This window comes from Gammaproteobacteria bacterium, from assembly GCA_009838035.1.
Taxonomy (GTDB): domain Bacteria; phylum Pseudomonadota; class Gammaproteobacteria; order Steroidobacterales; family Foliamicaceae; genus Foliamicus.
Genome location: VXSK01000007.1, coordinates 1 through 15,647 on the forward strand (window position 1 = coordinate 1; position 15,647 = coordinate 15,647).

Sequence of the window (15,647 nt, forward strand, 5' to 3'; positions counted from 1 at the left end):
GTTTCAATCCGCGCCCCCCGCGCGGGGGGCGACGGTCCGCGCGGTCCCGGACGGCAGATAGACCGGGTTTCAATCCGCGCCCCCCGCGCGGGGGGCGACTCAATGTGACGTTCTCCAGGAGGAGGAGACTGAGTTTCAATCCGCGCCCCCCGCGCGGGGGGCGACCGAGCTGAAGGTCAAGGCGGCTGAGATTCAACTGTTTCAATCCGCGCCCCCCGCGCGGGGGGCGACCCGATCGGCGTGTTCGAGGCGCTGGATCCGCAAGGGTTTCAATCCGCGCCCCCCGCGCGGGGGGCGACGCATGACGATGGAGTGGGAGCGCGAGGCGTTCCTGTTTCAATCCGCGCCCCCCGCGCGGGGGGCGACATCCGCCGGCCGGACCGTAGGCGCAATCCGAGGCGTTTCAATCCGCGCCCCCCGCGCGGGGGGCGACGCCATGGTTATAACCGATTGTTCGTGAACAGGAAATAGGCTGACTTGCGCGAACCGTCGGAAAACGACACAGGGCTCACTCGGAAAGAGCAGCGAGTCCAGCTTAGACGGTCGGGAATTCAACAGCTTAAAGTGCCCGCGAACACCCTAGTGGAAACGTGAGCGCTTTGGGTTCGCGCCGTGCGTCAATACACCAACGGACCATCCGGATCATAGGTCGGCTTCGTTCCCACATGCTCGATTCGAGGTCGCCAATTTGCCCCCAGCCTGTAAAACCGAAGGCTGTCCTCGTCTTCGTCGATCTCCTCAATCAGTCTGGTGCGCAAGACAGTCCACTGAGCCGGGTCGATTTGGCACTCGAATACAGAGTACTGAACACGCTGCCCGTGATCTTGGCACAAGCGCGCTACGCGCCGCAGGCGCCGCCTGCCTGCTGTATCGTTCGTGGCGACGTCGTATGTAATGAGCATGAGCATGTCGGCCTATCTCCAGATAAACGGCGGGTAGCCGTCCAGTTCGCCGCGAATCCTCCTTGCGAGCAGCCGGGCCTGCACGAACGGCACGAGCCCGAGCGTGGTTTTCTCGCCAAGAAACTCGTGGGTGAGCTCGCGACTCTTTCTGTCCTGATAGGTGACCAGAAGCGTCTTGCGCGCGGCGTCGCTCAGCGTTACGGCCCCGCTGATGGCGGTCGTGAAATCGGCTGGCGAAACCTGCTGGCGATTGATCAGCGTCAGGCAGACCCGGTCGGCGAGGACCGGGCGCAATTCTTCCATGAGGTCGAGTGCAAGGCTTGGCCGCCCAGGGCGGTCTTCGTGCAAAAAGCCGACCGCAGGGTCAAGGCCAACCGTTTCCAGCGCGGATCGACAATCGTGCATGAGCAGCGAGTACAGAAAGGACAACAGCGCGTTGACCGGGTTGAGCGGCGGGCGGCGCGACCGGGATTCGAACCTGAATTCAGGATCGGGTCTTCGGATCAAATCGTCGAATACGGAATAGTAGATTCGGGCGGATTCTCCCTCGATGCCTCGTAGGGCGTTCTTGGCCGACTCGTTGGCGGCCCGGCGTGCCGCGTTGCCCAAGCGGCGCTGACCGGCGTTGAGGCGTTCACGGGCCTCATCGTCCATGTTGCTTCGATGATCTCGCAGGGCGCGGCGAACGACAGTGCGCTGATTGAGCAGTTTGCCCAGCACGAAGTCTCTCGCAAGACTTGTGCCCATGTCGTCATCGTCCGCGCTTCGATACTGGGCTCGCCGCAGTTGCACGTTGCCGGAAACCGGACCGGTCACACGGGCCAGGAAACGACCGTTTCGGCTCAAGAACGACAGGCTCACGCCCTTTCGGGCGCAGTGGCCGATCAATTGCGGCGTTGCTCCAACGGCGCCGAAACAGACGATGCCGCCGAGCAGGTGGATCGGCACCCGCCCCTGCGGCTCGCGATTGACGCTGACGACCGCATTCTCGCCGTCTTTGCGCAACCAGGCGTTCTCCGTGGTCACGTAGAGTGTATTCAGGTGGCGCCGCATGGGATGCGCGTCACCTCTCGATGGCGGTGAGCAGCCAGTCGCGGACCGCATCCTGGGCACGGACGGCGCGCGGCTGACAGAATTCGTTGAGCGAGCAGTTGTCGCACTTTCGCGGTTCGTATTCCGGCGGTGGCGTGCGGCCGGCTGCGATCATCTCGCGGGTGTCTGCGGCCACGCGCTCGGTGATCCGACGCAGTTCCCGATTGAATTCAACCGGCTTGCGGCGGCGGCTCCGGCCATAGAACAGGGCGCCCTCGGGAACCGAGGTGTCCAGCATCTCCTCCAGGCAAAGCGCCTGTGCGCAAAGCTGAACCTCGTCGGCCCGGTGGGACTTCGGGCGCCCGCGCTTGTACTCGATCGGATAGAGGCTGCCGTCGGTATGAATCTCCACAACGTCGACGACGCCCGCGATCCCAACCCGCAAAGACCGAACGGGGACGCTGCGCTCGACTCTTGCCGACGGTCGAGATTCGGTCGCGCCCGAATCGACGCGGGAGTGGAGGATGCGCCCTTCGGCTGTATACCGGTTCTCGGCCCAATGCCGTTCGAGATGGATCAGCGCGCATTGGCGCGGGCAGTACAGCATATGCTGCAGTGCGGAGATCGGGATTAGGTCGTCTTCTTCAGCGATTGGGTGGGTACCAGGCATTTCGGGGCATCAGATCCGGTCTATGATCTCGATTCCGCTCGGTACTTGCGTTCTGTCAAGTTGAACCCGGTAGTCGCTGTAGGCGCGAGCGGGCGGCAATTCGTGGGCGCGGCGTTCGGCAGGGTCGATTTCCTCGCCGTCGTGGACCCGATTGACCGTTACTCGCTGAAACAGCCGATGCGCGGCCGCGTTGCCGAGCAGGCTGTCGTGCTTGAATACGATCAGTCGGCGGGCGTTCATCTCGCCGCGCGCCGCCGAGCGGTCGTGATCGAACATGGATTCGAGCGCGGTCCAGAGCAGATCGAGATCCGCTTCGGAAAAGCCCGTTCCCTTGGTGTCGTCGCCGGCAAGGCAGGCGGATATGTAGCCGTGAGCGCGGTAAAGCCCGTATGGCACGATGTGCTTGCGCCCCATAGTGCGGATGTCGCCCTTGGATTCCGCATCGGAGGCGGTGGTGGCGGCCATGCGGGTGATGGAAACCTCAAGCGGCAATATCGGTTCGACGGATCGTCCAAAGGCAAACTGCACGGGGCCTCGTACCTGTCCGCAGTTGGCGCCCTTGGTCGACATCACGGCGCCGAACGCCCGAACGTCGAAGAAATTCGCGCACATCCAGCGGGTCAGTTCCCGGGCCTTCTGATCATCTTTGGGCAGCTTTTCGCGGTCCTTGTCGGTGGCGTCCGGCAGGACCGCATCCCAAGCCCGCTTCTGCTGCAACTCCAGAATCCCACGCTCCTTGACGAAGATTTCGTACCCCTCACTGTCGCCCTTCGTCAGGGCAACGAAGTTTCGCACCTTGCGTTTGAGGCACACGTCGGTGACGAGGCCCTGGTTGGTTTCCGGGTCGAGCCGGGGCAGGTTGCCCGCGTCGGGGTCGCCGTTCGGATTGCCGTTAGTGACGTCAAACAGGTAAACAAAATCGTAGCGATTGCCGATTGCGGTCATGGTTCATTCCCCTTTGTCGGTGTGGGTATCGGTGGTTTCATCGGCGGAGCCTCGTCGGCAACTGGCTCGTTGATGGTGGTAACCAATCGCAAACCGTCCCTGTTCCTCAAGACGCAGGCTGCGTGGCAGAGCGGTATCCACGCCCGCGAGAATGTCGTCGATTTCCCGTTCGAACCAGTGCGCCAGACCTGCTTTCTCGTTCTTGCGCAAGGTCGCCAAGTGATGGCCGGAGGTGCGCTCAAGCAGAGGAAAAATCGATGCGGGCGTTGCAGAGGCGGCTCCGAAATAGCGATCCTTGATTGTCGCGTTGACGTTGCCGAGCGCCGCCGATTGCACTTTCTCGTACACCGCGAACAGCCGTCCCAGGCGGTAGGCGACGTTGGTTTCATTGGGGTTCAGGCTCACGGGAACATCCTCCGTAGTGAGTCCCAGGCGGTAATCCCGGGCAAGACAGGCTTTGCAGATCGCAGCGCGCAGGCCGTTGATATCGCGGTCCTGGCGCATGCGCATGACGATAGCGGCAAGGAGTGAACGGGGATAGGCGCCACCGGTAAGGATGGCCCGCATCAACGCACCGCCGAATATCGGTGGGATACGGTCAGACTTGCGTTGCGGTGCGGTCTCGATCAGCACGCGCCAGGCCGCCGGGGGCGTTCTCCATGGCAGCGGTTCCATGCGCATATCCCGCCAATGTTCGACGATCCGCCGGGCGATGGCCCCGAGCGTGTCCGTGTGCCAGTAGCGGATGGACAGGCGTGCGGCGTTTGGCGACAGTCCCAGTACATGAAAAAGGGTCTGTTCATCGACACCTGGAACGGCGTCGGCGAGCGGGCGGCCCGAACCGATGGCGGACAAGGTGTCGGCGATCGTGGCTTCTTCCCCCGTAGCAGTTGGCGGTTCCGCAAGCATCGCGAAGAGATCCTCGGCCGCGTTGGCAGCGTCTTCGCCGCCCGTCGTCTCAGCCCAGAACACGGTGGTCGCGTCGCCGATCTGGATGCGCCGCCGACTGTCTCGCGCCAGCATTGCGTTAAGGGCCGTTGCGTAAGCGAATGCCGCCTGCTCTGAAATCGGCGCATTGGCTCCCTGCTTCTTGCCAAACGATTCGAACGCGTCCAGATTGAACGAGACAACCGAGGCTCCGGATGACTGCGCTCCCCTTACTCCTTTGATCGGAGCGTGCAAACGGGCGAGCGAATCTGTGGAGCCGTTGACCAGGCACAAGCCTTCGGCGCCTTGTTGTTCGGATAGATGGCGAATCCAAATATCACGTGCCTCCGGGCGCTTGTGGATGAAGGACAATTCCCCGTCGAGACGAAACACGATGTTCTGGTCCAGCATGCCGTCCGCATACGGAAGCAAGGCATAACTGTCGACATTCCATTGATCGAGAAAGCGGCATAGGGCTTGCAGCGCGGCATCGTCCGTTTCCGCAAGCAGGTCCGCGTGCAGTTTCCGGAAGGCGGCGTGCTCGCGAGGCGCGGGCGCGGGCTGCCTGGTGGTCGGATCGCGCTTGACTCCAAGCACATAGGCGGTCTTGTCCCAGAGAAAGTTGGATGCGACGCCGGACGTGCGCTTGACGGGTTGGGGCACTTCGTGGGGGGTGGGACGTGGCGTTCTGCCGGAGGTATCGAGCAACGGCGCAACGTCCACCAGCGATCCTTCGGGCGATACCACGAGGGCGTATGAGATCGGCGTGCGGGAAAACCCGTAAGACGGCGCTTCGCCAACGCGGACAAGCCGTTCATGGTGACGTGCAAGCGCCTGCAGGACGGTCATGACGCGACCTGCCCGCGACCGATTGCCGGCACGCGAATGATGCCGTCATGCAGTACGGCGCGGAAAAACAGGGGCGTGCGATCGTTCTCGAAATCGAGATCGTGGAGCATCCAGCCGAGGTCGCGGTCGCGTTGATCGGAAGGCAGCGACGAATCAGGCACGGAATGGGTGACAAGCGCAAAGTCGGCTGCAAATTCTCGCGTGCCCAGGTACGGTCGATGAAAGCATTGTCCCTTGGCGGCGCGCCGGTTGAACATGGACAAGTGTTTCGCCTCGGTGTCATCGGGCTCCGCCCGCGCTGTCAACTCGAAGTGTGCTTCGATCAGATAGGCGACATCGCGCAGCAGTATCGTGGCTCGTTGTTGCCGCTCGTTTTCGATGATGACGTGAAGTTCGTCCGTGCTCCCCGCGTTCATTGCGGCGGTGACGCTGCGCGTGGGAATCTTCTTGCCCAGCTCGTTGCGGCGAAATGTCTCGAACCGGATCGGCTTCAGAACATGGATGCGGTCGACGACCCATCGGATGGCGGGCCGCCAGTGAATGGCCTCAAGGATGCCGCGCGCGGCCGAAGGCGTCATCACGTCGTAGGAGACACGTTCCACCTTCATTTCCGGTCGGGTGAAACAGGCGTAGTCGCCCCAGACGTGCAGTCGGACGCCATACGTCAAGCGAAGCTCCTATTTCCCATTGCCGAAAGGGATGCTGAATGGATCCAACGGTGACCATGAGAACGCAAAGCGAGAATCGAGCAATCCGTGGATATCCCATGCTTTCCATCGTCGACTGAGGTAAGGATCTTGGCGCGGATACTGCGAGGAGAGGAAACGAACATCAATACACGAGCGACTCGGCGGAGAGATATTCGGGATTGTGCCAGATAAGTCCGGTGTCGTGCCGGTAAAGGTCCGGATTGGTCAGGACAACGAATTGCTCCGCGAAGTCGTCGGCACGGATGACGCTGACCGCTCCGGCGGCGAGCAGCCGTTCGCGAACGCGGCGCGGTACTGGCACAACATACGGCTGAAGTAGGCGAGCAATTCGACCGGGGCGCTCGACCCAGCGCAACTCTTCGAGCAGCCGCGAGACGATCCGGTCTCTGCTGGAACGACCTGCGTACGGAACGATCAAGGGCACCATGTCCGAGCTGATGAGTCGAAACTGACGGGCAATAGTCTCAAAAGGGAAATCCAGGCTTGCTCGTCGCTCGTTCAACTGGGCAAGAATTCTATGCGCGTCCAACTCCGGCCCTTTGAGCCAGTACACCTCGCGGAAGTAGTCGGTGACGGCCGCCAGCGACTGGGGATCTTCGTGGCGCCGCAGCGCCGAACGAGCGGCGGAAGCGAACTGAGCGAGTTCCGGGCTGGGCGCGCGGCCCGGGCCGGGTGCCGGTTCGAACACGTAGACGTCGCCCATCGCGGACCGGCCCTCGCGGTTGCAGCGTCCGGCTGCCTGGATAATGGATTCCAGTCCCGCCTCGGCGCGAAACACGGTCTCGAAATCCACGTCCACACCGGCCTCGATCAACGAAGTCGCGACCAACCGAACGGGTCGACCCCCATCGAGGCGCTCGCGTATGTCGCTCAACACGTCGCTTCGGTGCCTCGCGCACATCGCGGTGGTGAGGTGAAACGATCCCGGGGTTGGACGATGAGCCTCGAACAACTCCCGGGCGTGGCGGCGCGTATTTACGATGCACAGCGAATGGCGGGAGCCAAGCAGCCGTTCCGTGAGCTGCGCGTCGTCCAGCGTACCCGCATGGCGGATCCGCGTTCGCCTGAGTTGCCGGTAGAGACGCTTGGGATCGGGCGCAATCTCCCGAACGTCAACCAGCCCGCCATTGAAACCGTGGCGCGCCTGAAATGCCGGTTGCGTGGCCGTGCAAAGAACGATGCTCGAACGCCAGTTTCTCGAAAGCTCGTCCATCGCGCTCACGCACGGCACGAGCAAGCTCAGCGGCAGCGTCTGCGCCTCGTCGAGAATGACGACACTGTTGGCGATGTTGTGGAGCTTCCGACACCTCGACGGACGGTTGGCGAACAAGGATTCGAAGAATTGCACGGCCGTCGTTACGACAATCGGCGCGTCCCAGTTCTCCATGGCCAGGCGCAGTTTGTCCCGTGCCTCGCGCTCGCCGATGCGATCTTCGTCGAACGCGCTATGGTGCTCAAGCACAAAGTTCGCAGGATCGAGCGGTCCTTCGCGCAGAGCGTGACGGAAGACGGCGGCGGTCTGCTCCACGATGCTGGTAAAGGGAATGACATAGATCACCCGTTGCTGTCCGTGCCGGACCGCATGTTCGAGCGCGAACGCAAGTGAACTGAGCGTCTTGCCTCCACCGGTCGGTACGGTCAGGGTGAAAAGCCCTGGCCGTTGAGCCGCTACTGTCCGCGCTCGAGTTAGCACCTGCTGCCGTAGGCGGTTCACGTCGGAGGGTGCCGCGCGGGCGGAAAGCTCGGTCAAACACGAGTCGAGGCGCTGCAGGAGTCGTTCGAGTCCAGGCCAATTGCCACGCGGAGACGAGCGTCCATCGACCTCGGAAAACCACGCCTCGGTGTCGAGATAGTCGGCATCGACGAGCGCCGAGAACACCATGCGGATCAAGAACGACGCGCTGAAACCCGCGTAACTCGCATCTCGCGGCTTGATGGTTGGCGGCTGAAGTTCCGGCAGCGCAACCTCGGTCTTCCAGATGGGATCCAACGGCGGTGGCGAAGCCGCGAGTCGATCGGCCAAGGCGCCGATCTTCTCGCCGTTCACCCCATTGGCCAGGCCCGCGTGATGACCGGCCACGCAGTAGGCGACGATCTTGCCCAGCGGACCCGGATACCGCTTCAGGGCGGCTTGGGCACCCGCAGTGGAATGGTCAACACGGGCGGCTTTGCCCGCGAGTCGTTGCTGAAATTCCTCGGAGTACTTCCCGAGGTCGTGCAGAAGGCCAGCCGTGCGGCCAAGGTCTCCGGCTCCAATCGCATCGAGGAACGCGGCAGCGCGCTCCCCGGTGTTCTGAAGGTGCCGGGACAAATGATGCCAGCTTTCCGGTTCGAGCAACTCGTGGCTGTGGGCAAAGTACGTGGTTCGGGTCATTGGGGCGGCACACTGTACCCCGAACACTCAAGGAGGTATCAGCGATAACGGCTGGAATTGAGCACGCGAGTATGCGGAACGCGCGACGGGATGGCGAGCGATTTCCTGCGAATCCAAGCAGGAGTGAAGCTCGGCGTAGACCGCTTGACTGCGTGAGGCACGCTGTGGGGACGTTCGCTTCAAACGCTCAGGGAGACTCGATTAGAACAACCAACTGTGTTCATAAGCACACGCTGATCGATGGCGCATGGAGCCGAAGTGGATCCAGTCATTGCCTGGAACGGCGTGATCGGCCAGTGTTCCGAGAGCATACGGATAGGCAATTTACTTGAAATTTCTGTGCCCCCAGAGCATCCGGCAGGCGGGAATTGCCACCAATTCAAGGCGATAGCCCTGTGTCCCCAGAGCATCAACTCGCTCCGGCAAGAACCTGTCGGCTTATGTCGTCGAAAGCGCACGTGAATGCATGACAGGCGCGCGCCTGTACGACACCTGCAGCGGGCTGCGGTCAGGTGTGAGAACCGAGCCGCCTCCGGCGTCGAGGGGAGCACCGGGAGGCGGCATTCAGGACGGGATGATCGCCGCCGGCGAACGCGGCGGGCGTGAGCCGCCGGGGAGCGGCGCGACCCGCGGGGCCGGTGCGGGCTACGCCGCGCGGCAGCGCTGCACCGGGATGCCGAGCTTGACGGCCTTGTCGACGAGGTTGTCGGTGATGCCTGAGCCGGGGAAGGCGATGACGCCCTTGGGCAGCAGGTTGAGCAGGTCGTCGTTGCGCCGGAACGGTGCGGCCCGTCCGTGGCGGTCCCAGTCGGGCTTGCACACCACCTGGTGCACGCCGTGGCGTTCGGCCCACTGTGCGGCGAAGCGTTCCACGCCGGGGCCGCCGCCGTGCACGAGCACCATGTCGGAGTACTTCGCGCGGGCGTTGTCGAGCCGCCGGAAGATGGCGTCCACATCGTTGACGTTCTTGCCGCCGGCCACCGCGATCAGGGTGCCGTCGGGCAGGTGCGCCTGGGTCTCGCGATCCTTGCGGGCGCGCAGGAAGTCGCGGGCGTCGATGGCCGCGGAGGTGAGTTTCCGCGTCTGGCTTGTGTGGCTGCCGTAGCGCGGGCGCCAGGTGTCGCCGGTGGCTTCGCGGTAGGCGTCGGCGGCGGAGTCGCGCAGTTTCTCGAACGCGTCGCGCCGCTTGCCGAGGTTCTGCGCCCGGTCGGTGGTGAGTTCGAGCTCGCGGGCGTTGATCTCGGTGCCGTCCTGGGCGCGCTGCAGGTCGCGGAGTTTGGGCGCGAGCCGGTCGACGCCGCGGTCGAGCCTGCGGACCTGGGCGTCGAGCATGTTGACGAAGCCCCAGAGCATGGACTCGCGCTCGTCGGCGAGCTGGGTGCCGTCGGGGCCCACGTTGTCGGCCAGGATGCCGAATGCTTCGCTGACCGCGCTGAGCGCGTCGGATTCATCCCAGACGTCCCTGGGGTCGAACTCGTCGCGCCCGGGCGTTGCGCCGTAGAGGGCCGCGTTCTCGCAGATGACAGCCGTTGGGGACTGCGCTTGGTGAGTGTCGTAATCGAACATGAGAGTGTCTCCTTCATGAAGTTGAGAGATGAGCCTGATGGCCCGGAGCATCGGAAGAGCGTCTCCCGACGTAGGTTTATTGGTTCACGCGCGCGCAGTGCCGTCACCGCCCTGGCGGCCGCAGCGAAGCGTAGGACCCGCGCTTGCGCGGGTTGACGGTGCGAGCACGTGTGGAACAATGGGCCTACGTCGGGAGGAGCTTTTGTTTTCACGCCCGCTGCGTTCCCCGGCAAACGGAGTGCGCAGCGAGCTTGCGAGCGGAGGCGCGAGGGATTGCAGCGGAAATCGGAGCTTGCGGAGATTGGAGCGTAAAGCCCGGTCGCGAAGCGACGCGCACAATGTCCTTGCTCGAATTCGCGGCGGCGTTGCCGATCCGGTGCTCGATCCTGTTGACCGCGCCGCTCACGCGTCGTCTGCCCGGTAGACATCCTCATCGGAACTCGCGATGACGGTCGGCTCGGACTGCGTGCCGGTGTCGAGCAGCACGACGATGTCGTCCGACGGTTGCTCGACGGCCTTGTAGAACGCGGTCCAGGCGTCGTACTTCTTCTTGTGGGCGGACAGGACTTCGCCGACCGTGGGCAGGTCCATGTCCAGAGCGTAGAAGACAGTGTCGCTGACGGCGCTGACCAGGTAGCGCCGTGGGATGTCGGGATCGCTTTGCCACAGCATTGCGCCGGTGCGCCGGTCGAGGACGACGGTGGTGCATTCGGGATGGGCGCGGACGCGGCGCTGGGCTTCCTCCCAGGCGGGCCGCTTGGCGTCGATGCGCGACGGCGGATCGAACAGGTCGATCCAGTCCTCGTCGACGGTGCGGACGACGTACCGGGAGGCCGGGCGTGCGATGCCCGTGGTTGCGTGGGTGTGCATGTTCTCTCTCCTTTCCCGAACCGGGTTCGCCCTCACTCCAGCCGCCCTCGCTCGTCCGCGACGCGCAGCAGCGGCGCGAGCCGCGCCGCCAGCGATTCGGGGCCGAGCGCGAGAAGGTCGTCGTTGAAGTCGCCGCCCTCGGGCACGAGGATGGCGGCGCCGACGCCCGAGCGCGCGCAGCGCCGGGCGAGGCGTTCGGCGGCTCGATCCCCCTCGGGATCGTTGTCGCGCGCGACGATGAGCCGCTCGACGCCAGCCGGCGGCGCGAACGCGCCGAGGCTGCCGGCTGAGAGCGCGGCCGCGGCCATGATCTCCGGCACGGCGGTCACCAGCGACAGCACCGTCTCGATGCCCTCGCCGACCAGCAGCGTCGTGTCGGGCGATCCGAACCGGACCGCGTGCCCGTAAATCCTGCCGAGCGCCTTTCTCGGCGAGGCCACGCCCGCCTTGGCGGGCGAGCGCGGATCGAGCCAGGTACGCTGCACGCCCGTGACGGCGCCGTCGTCGCCGGTCACGGCGGCGACCAGCGCCGGCAGGCGGACGACGGAATGGCCCTTTCGGTAGCGAAGCTCGGGGTGAAAGCGCAACGCCGCGAAGCGGCAGCGCGCCAGCCCCCGGGCGAGCAAGTACTTCTCGGCGTGGGTGCCGGCCAGGGCGCGGCAACGCGCCCAGAGACGGCGGGCCGCCTCCGTCGAGTCGTATGGCGTGTTCCCGCCCGTGGCCGGCGCCGCCGGCAGGGCGAGGAACGCGCGGGCCTCGGCGAGCGCCGCGCGCAGCGTCGGCGCGCCCGAGCGGATGCGCACGATGTCGAGAAGATCACCGTGCTGGCCGGTGGCCGCGTCGGTGAACTTGCCGGGCGCGCCCGGCCCTTCCAGGCGGACGTAGAGCGAGCGCCCGCGGGCGCCGTCGAGGTCGCCCGCGACCCAGTAGCGGCCCTGGCGGCGGCCGTGGGGCAGATAGCGGCGACACACCGCCTCGGCGCGCCGCGCAAGCTCGGCGGCGACGGCGGAGGCGTTCACGGCGCGGTCCTTGCGATGTGGCGTTGCGGCATGGGCGACACTCCTTGGGCTTCGGGGGAACGCCCGGTTCCGGCCGGCCTCCGCCTCTTCGCGGGGCCGGAGGATCGACGCGCCGTGCGAAGCGCGGGCGCGAGTCCTGGACCGGGCGGACTCGAAGCCGACTGCAAAAGGGGGGCCGGCGCCGAAGCGCCGACCCCGTGGGAGGACGGTTCAGACGTCAGAACGGAATGTCGTCGTCCATCTCGCCGCCTTCGGCCGGCATCGCCGGTCCGGTGCCCTGGGCCTGGGCGTCGGCCATCGCCGCGCCGTTGCCGTTGGCGCCCTCGGGCTTGTCCAGGAACTGGATCCGCCCGCCGGGCACCAGCAGGATCTCGGTCGAGAAGCGGTCGGACTCCTCGCCGTCCTTGCGCCAGCGCCGGGTCTGCAGCTTGCCGTCGATGTAGACCAGCCGGCCCTTGCGGGCGTGCTTCTCCAGCATCGAGACGAGCCCGTCCTGGAAGGTGACGATGCGGTGCCACTCGGTCTTGTCGACCCGCTCGCCGGTCTGCTTGTTGAGGTAGGACTCGTCGGTCGCGATCGAGAGGTTCGCAACCCTCACGTATAGCGGGAAGCCTACGCCTTAACCCGAAATAAACGTTTTTATTTCAATAGGTTGTAAGCCTAAGGGAGATGCCTTCGGCAGCGTCAATCTGGCGGTCAACACCATTGCAACACCGCAACCGGCCCAAATTTCCCGGACGCATGGGGTTTTCCGGGGGCGTTTGTCGCCCTTGGGCAGTGTGTGTCGTCATGCCCCGCCGACAGTCAACACCGACGACGGCACGCCGTAAGTTTGCCAATCGTCCCGCCCAACGCCCATAAATGGGACTGCGATGTCCGCGCGTATAACCGGGCCACGCAAGAACCGACCCGCATTCTCTCGCGGCGCAACCACCTCGATACATTACCGCAATCCGCAGCGCTTGCCCCGGAAACCGGCCGGGTGAACAGTGACACCTGCACCTTCACCCCGGGTTTCGCGGTTGCGAAAGAACTCCGGTAATCGGCCAGGCAACCGTTCAGCCAGCCCCGGCATCGCGTCGTCCTCGCGCCTGCCGCTCACCGGCCGTCCGGCGAAATGCGTCGCCGCGCCGAAGCCCGATCCACAGGACCAGAAAGCCAACCGCCGCGGCCAGCACCGAGCCGACGAGAATCCCGAGCCGGGCCACGCCGTAGTAGGCACCCCCGGCATGCTCGAAGGCAAGGCCGGCGATGAACAGGCTCATCGTGAAACCGATGCCGCACATGAACGCGACGCCCGCCATCTGCAGCCAGTTCACGCCCGTGGGCAGTCTTGCCAGTCCCAGCGCCACGCCCGCGCCCGTGAACAGCAGCACCCCGATGGGGTTGCCCAGCACCAGACCGCCGATCACGCCCAGCGTCACGGCATCGGTGAGATCCTCAAGGCCCATTCCCGCCAGCGGCAGGCCCGCGTTGGCGAACGCGAACAGCGGCAGGATGGCGTACGCCACCGGCGCGTGCAGGTCGCTCTCCAGCCGCTTCAGCGGCGAACCGTTCCCGGGGTCGCCGAGCGGCACGCACCACGCGATGAGCACGCCCGCCAGCGTCGCGTGCACCCCGGATTGGAGCACCGCCACCCACAGCGCGATGCCGATCAGCACGAACGCCGAAACCCGGCGCACCCCCAGCGCGTTGGCCGCGACCGCGCAGCCGAGGATGGCCGCCGCGATTCCGAGCGCGCTCGCCGACAGGTCCCCCGCGTAGAACACGGCGATGATGACGATCGCGACCAGATCGTCGAAGATCGCGAGCGTCAGCAGAAACACTTTCAATGCCGCGGGCACGCGCCGGCCGAACAACCCCAGCACCGCCAGCGCGAAGGCGATATCGGTCGCCGCAGGTACCGCCCAGCCGCTCATCGCCACCGGATCGCCCCAGTTGAGTGCGCTGTAGATCGCGGCGGGCGCCGCGATGCCCCCCACGGCGCCCAGTCCGGGCAGCACGATTTGCGCGGGCGAGGACAACTCGCCCTCCAGCGCCTCGCGCTTGACCTCCAGGCCGATCAGGAAGAAGAACACCGCCATCAGCCCGTCGTTGATCCACAGCAGCAGGGGCTTCGAGATCGACAGCGCCCCGATCTGCACGGCCACGGCGGTGTCCAGCAACCCACCGTAGAGGAACGACAGCGGGCTGTTGGCCAGCGCCAGCGCCAGGATCGCGGCAAAAGCCAGCAGGACGCCGGCAGCGGCCTCAAGCCGCAGAAACTCCCTCAGCATCCCCAATGGTCGCGCTTCCCTTCTCCCATGCCCTCGCCTGCGTTACCCACGCGGACGTTTAGACTGCGCAGTGACGGGAGAATTCCGTGGACGCCGAACTGTTGGTTGCCGATCTTGTCGAAGTCCACGCCCGAGGCGTCGGTCGAGGACACGGTCTGATCGAATTGCGTGGCGCGGTAACCGTAGACGACGGCCACCCGAAACCGCGGCGAGAAGCGATACCCCAGTGCCGCTTCGGCGGAGACTCCCCGGTCGCCGTCGAACGGCGCGGACCATCCGTCCCCCGCGCCGCGATCCGGCGCGGTGCAGCCGGGCACCGACAACGCCCGCGGGTTGATGGACTCGTCGCAGATGCTCGCGCGGTCGTTGCTGCGGCTGCGCAGCGTGACGTCGCCGATGACGTTGCCGCCCAGCGAAACGCTCGCGTAGAGCGGCTCGGCCCGCCCTTGCGCGGGCAGCAGCAGCGTTGAGCCCAGGACCGCGAGCAGCATGCCAACGTGGCTGCGCCGGAACCGCCGGCGGCCGGCGCGCCAGGCTTCAATCGGCTTGGGCGGGAACAAAGCGTTGTTCATGACGCGACCGTGAAAGCCACGGGCATCACGCCGTGGAGGGCCACCGTGCCGCCAGCCCGCGGCCGGGCGGGGCGACCGTCATCACGGCTTGTCAGCACTGTCGCAAAACCACGACCCGGTCAGTGAAATCTCACGCGAATGTTCCGGGTAGCGGTTTCCGCCCCTCTTATGGGGCGCTGGCAAACCTCCGCCATCCTGTCGCAAGATCGTTTCATCCCTGCTCGAAGCGGATTCGCAGCCGCGTACCCGTTGCTTGCGCGACCTTCTCCAGCGTCCGCGTGGACGGCGGCACACGGCCGCTCTCCATCCGCGCGACGGCGGACTGCGTCGTCTTCATCCGCTCCGCCAACTCCGCTTGGGTGAACCCCGCGCGCGTGCGCGCCTCGATCAGCGCACGCGCCACTTCGAACTCCGGTCCCAGCCGTTTATACGCCTCGCGATAGTCGGCGTCGCGGCTCCACCGCTCGTGCAGTTCGGCAATCCCGGTCATTGCAGTACCTCCCGTGCGCGCTTGAGCGCCACGTCGATTTCCCGGCGCGGCGTGCGCCGGGTCTTCTTCACGAATACGCGGACCACCACGACCCGCCGCCCAGTCGCGGCGACGTAAAGCGCCCGCGCGATCCCACCCCGTCCCGCGAGGCGCATCTCCCAAAGCGGGCCGGTCACGTGCCTGACATGGGGTGCGCCCATCCGATCCAAGCCGACCGACGCGACCAACCGGCACATGCGCGCGAAGCGCGCCCGCATGTCGGCGGGCAGCGCGTCGAACTCCCTGTCCACCGCGTCGTTCAGCGTTTGCACGCGCCAGACCATACGGCGACAGTATAGCAGGTTTGCTATGGAACCAAGAGGCCGTCGCAGCCGCCGCAGGCCCCGACCCGTCCCACGACATGGATTCGCCGTTCGCCGCGTGGCGGCCTTGCGCCGGCGAGAGG

The 15,647-nt window shown here is 65.4% G+C and carries 15 protein-coding genes and 1 CRISPR repeat array; all 15 genes read right to left on the reverse strand.

Annotation, left to right across the window (positions count from 1 at the left end; genetic code table 11):
• A CRISPR array of direct repeats spans positions 1-433; the repeat unit is 33 nt; unit sequence GTTTCAATCCGCGCCCCCCGCGCGGGGGGCGAC.
• Between the two features lie 184 nt (positions 434-617).
• The 15 genes from cas2 to F4Y72_06500 all read right to left on the reverse strand — a co-directional run bounded on the left by cas2 (position 618) and on the right by F4Y72_06500 (position 15,525).
• Positions 618-908 (reverse strand): CRISPR-associated endonuclease Cas2, encoded by a 291-nt coding sequence (gene cas2, locus F4Y72_06430; protein MXZ27925.1) that lies wholly within the window; start codon positions 906-908, stop codon positions 618-620.
• A 6-nt stretch (positions 909-914) separates the two neighbouring features.
• On the reverse strand, positions 915-1,955 hold the full coding sequence (gene cas1c / locus F4Y72_06435; GenBank protein ID MXZ27926.1) for a type I-C CRISPR-associated endonuclease Cas1: 1,041 nt from the start codon (positions 1,953-1,955) through the stop codon (positions 915-917).
• A gap of 10 nt (positions 1,956-1,965) precedes the next feature.
• A complete protein-coding gene (gene cas4 / locus F4Y72_06440; GenBank protein ID MXZ27927.1) occupies positions 1,966-2,604 on the reverse strand; it encodes a CRISPR-associated protein Cas4 in 639 nt (212 codons plus the stop codon).
• A gap of 9 nt (positions 2,605-2,613) precedes the next feature.
• Positions 2,614-3,549 carry a type I-C CRISPR-associated protein Cas7/Csd2 gene (cas7c, locus tag F4Y72_06445; GenBank protein MXZ27928.1) on the reverse strand — a complete coding sequence of 312 codons (936 nt, stop codon included), beginning with the start codon at positions 3,547-3,549 and terminating at the stop codon, positions 2,614-2,616.
• A gap of 3 nt (positions 3,550-3,552) precedes the next feature.
• The gene (gene cas8c, locus F4Y72_06450) at positions 3,553-5,325 is read right to left on the reverse strand and encodes a type I-C CRISPR-associated protein Cas8c/Csd1 (GenBank protein MXZ27929.1); all 1,773 of its coding nucleotides are present in this window, start codon (positions 5,323-5,325) and stop codon (positions 3,553-3,555) included.
• A complete protein-coding gene (gene cas5c, locus F4Y72_06455; GenBank protein MXZ27930.1) occupies positions 5,322-5,993 on the reverse strand; it encodes a type I-C CRISPR-associated protein Cas5 in 672 nt (223 codons plus the stop codon). Before cas5c ends, cas8c begins: the two co-directional genes overlap by 4 nt.
• Before the next feature lie 163 nt (positions 5,994-6,156).
• On the reverse strand, positions 6,157-8,409 hold the full coding sequence (cas3, locus tag F4Y72_06460; protein MXZ27931.1) for a CRISPR-associated helicase Cas3': 2,253 nt from the start codon (positions 8,407-8,409) through the stop codon (positions 6,157-6,159).
• A 645-nt stretch (positions 8,410-9,054) separates the two neighbouring features.
• Positions 9,055-10,026, reverse strand: coding sequence for a DUF2493 domain-containing protein (locus F4Y72_06465; GenBank protein MXZ27932.1), 972 nt, complete (start codon positions 10,024-10,026; stop codon positions 9,055-9,057).
• Positions 10,027-10,377: 351 nt separating this feature from the next.
• Positions 10,378-10,845 (reverse strand): hypothetical protein, encoded by a 468-nt coding sequence (locus F4Y72_06470; protein MXZ27933.1) that lies wholly within the window; start codon positions 10,843-10,845, stop codon positions 10,378-10,380.
• A 32-nt stretch (positions 10,846-10,877) separates the two neighbouring features.
• On the reverse strand, positions 10,878-11,864 hold the full coding sequence (locus tag F4Y72_06475) for a DNA primase (GenBank protein ID MXZ27934.1): 987 nt from the start codon (positions 11,862-11,864) through the stop codon (positions 10,878-10,880).
• A 217-nt stretch (positions 11,865-12,081) separates the two neighbouring features.
• Positions 12,082-12,462: a single-stranded DNA-binding protein gene (ssb, locus tag F4Y72_06480; GenBank protein ID MXZ27935.1), complete on the reverse strand. Its 381-nt coding sequence runs from the start codon at positions 12,460-12,462 to the stop codon at positions 12,082-12,084.
• Between the two features lie 460 nt (positions 12,463-12,922).
• A complete protein-coding gene (nhaA, locus tag F4Y72_06485) occupies positions 12,923-14,140 on the reverse strand; it encodes a Na+/H+ antiporter NhaA (protein ID MXZ27936.1) in 1,218 nt (405 codons plus the stop codon).
• Positions 14,134-14,712 carry a hypothetical protein gene (locus tag F4Y72_06490; protein ID MXZ27937.1) on the reverse strand — a complete coding sequence of 193 codons (579 nt, stop codon included), beginning with the start codon at positions 14,710-14,712 and terminating at the stop codon, positions 14,134-14,136. Before F4Y72_06490 ends, nhaA begins: the two co-directional genes overlap by 7 nt.
• Positions 14,713-14,923: 211 nt before the next feature.
• On the reverse strand, positions 14,924-15,202 hold the full coding sequence (locus tag F4Y72_06495; GenBank protein ID MXZ27938.1) for a helix-turn-helix transcriptional regulator: 279 nt from the start codon (positions 15,200-15,202) through the stop codon (positions 14,924-14,926).
• On the reverse strand, positions 15,199-15,525 hold the full coding sequence (locus F4Y72_06500) for a type II toxin-antitoxin system RelE/ParE family toxin (protein ID MXZ27939.1): 327 nt from the start codon (positions 15,523-15,525) through the stop codon (positions 15,199-15,201). The genes F4Y72_06495 and F4Y72_06500 overlap by 4 nt, the downstream gene beginning before the upstream one ends.
• Between the last annotated feature and the right edge of the window lie 122 nt (positions 15,526-15,647).

Bases quoted from the DNA above. Each gene is read 5' to 3' on its own strand.
- cas2 (MXZ27925.1), bottom strand. From the start codon at position 908: ATGCTCATGCTCATTACATACGACGTCGCCACGAACGATACAGCAGGC.
- cas1c (MXZ27926.1), bottom strand. From the start codon at position 1,955: ATGCGGCGCCACCTGAATACACTCTACGTGACCACGGAGAACGCCTGG.
- cas4 (MXZ27927.1), bottom strand. From the start codon at position 2,604: ATGCCTGGTACCCACCCAATCGCTGAAGAAGACGACCTAATCCCGATC.
- cas7c (MXZ27928.1), bottom strand. From the start codon at position 3,549: ATGACCGCAATCGGCAATCGCTACGATTTTGTTTACCTGTTTGACGTC.
- cas8c (MXZ27929.1), bottom strand. From the start codon at position 5,325: ATGACCGTCCTGCAGGCGCTTGCACGTCACCATGAACGGCTTGTCCGC.
- cas3 (MXZ27931.1), bottom strand. From the start codon at position 8,409: ATGACCCGAACCACGTACTTTGCCCACAGCCACGAGTTGCTCGAACCG.
- F4Y72_06465 (MXZ27932.1), bottom strand. From the start codon at position 10,026: ATGCTCCGGGCCATCAGGCTCATCTCTCAACTTCATGAAGGAGACACT.
- F4Y72_06470 (MXZ27933.1), bottom strand. From the start codon at position 10,845: ATGCACACCCACGCAACCACGGGCATCGCACGCCCGGCCTCCCGGTAC.
- nhaA (MXZ27936.1), bottom strand. From the start codon at position 14,140: ATGCTGAGGGAGTTTCTGCGGCTTGAGGCCGCTGCCGGCGTCCTGCTG.
- F4Y72_06490 (MXZ27937.1), bottom strand. From the start codon at position 14,712: ATGAACAACGCTTTGTTCCCGCCCAAGCCGATTGAAGCCTGGCGCGCC.
- F4Y72_06495 (MXZ27938.1), bottom strand. From the start codon at position 15,202: ATGACCGGGATTGCCGAACTGCACGAGCGGTGGAGCCGCGACGCCGAC.
- F4Y72_06500 (MXZ27939.1), bottom strand. From the start codon at position 15,525: ATGGTCTGGCGCGTGCAAACGCTGAACGACGCGGTGGACAGGGAGTTC.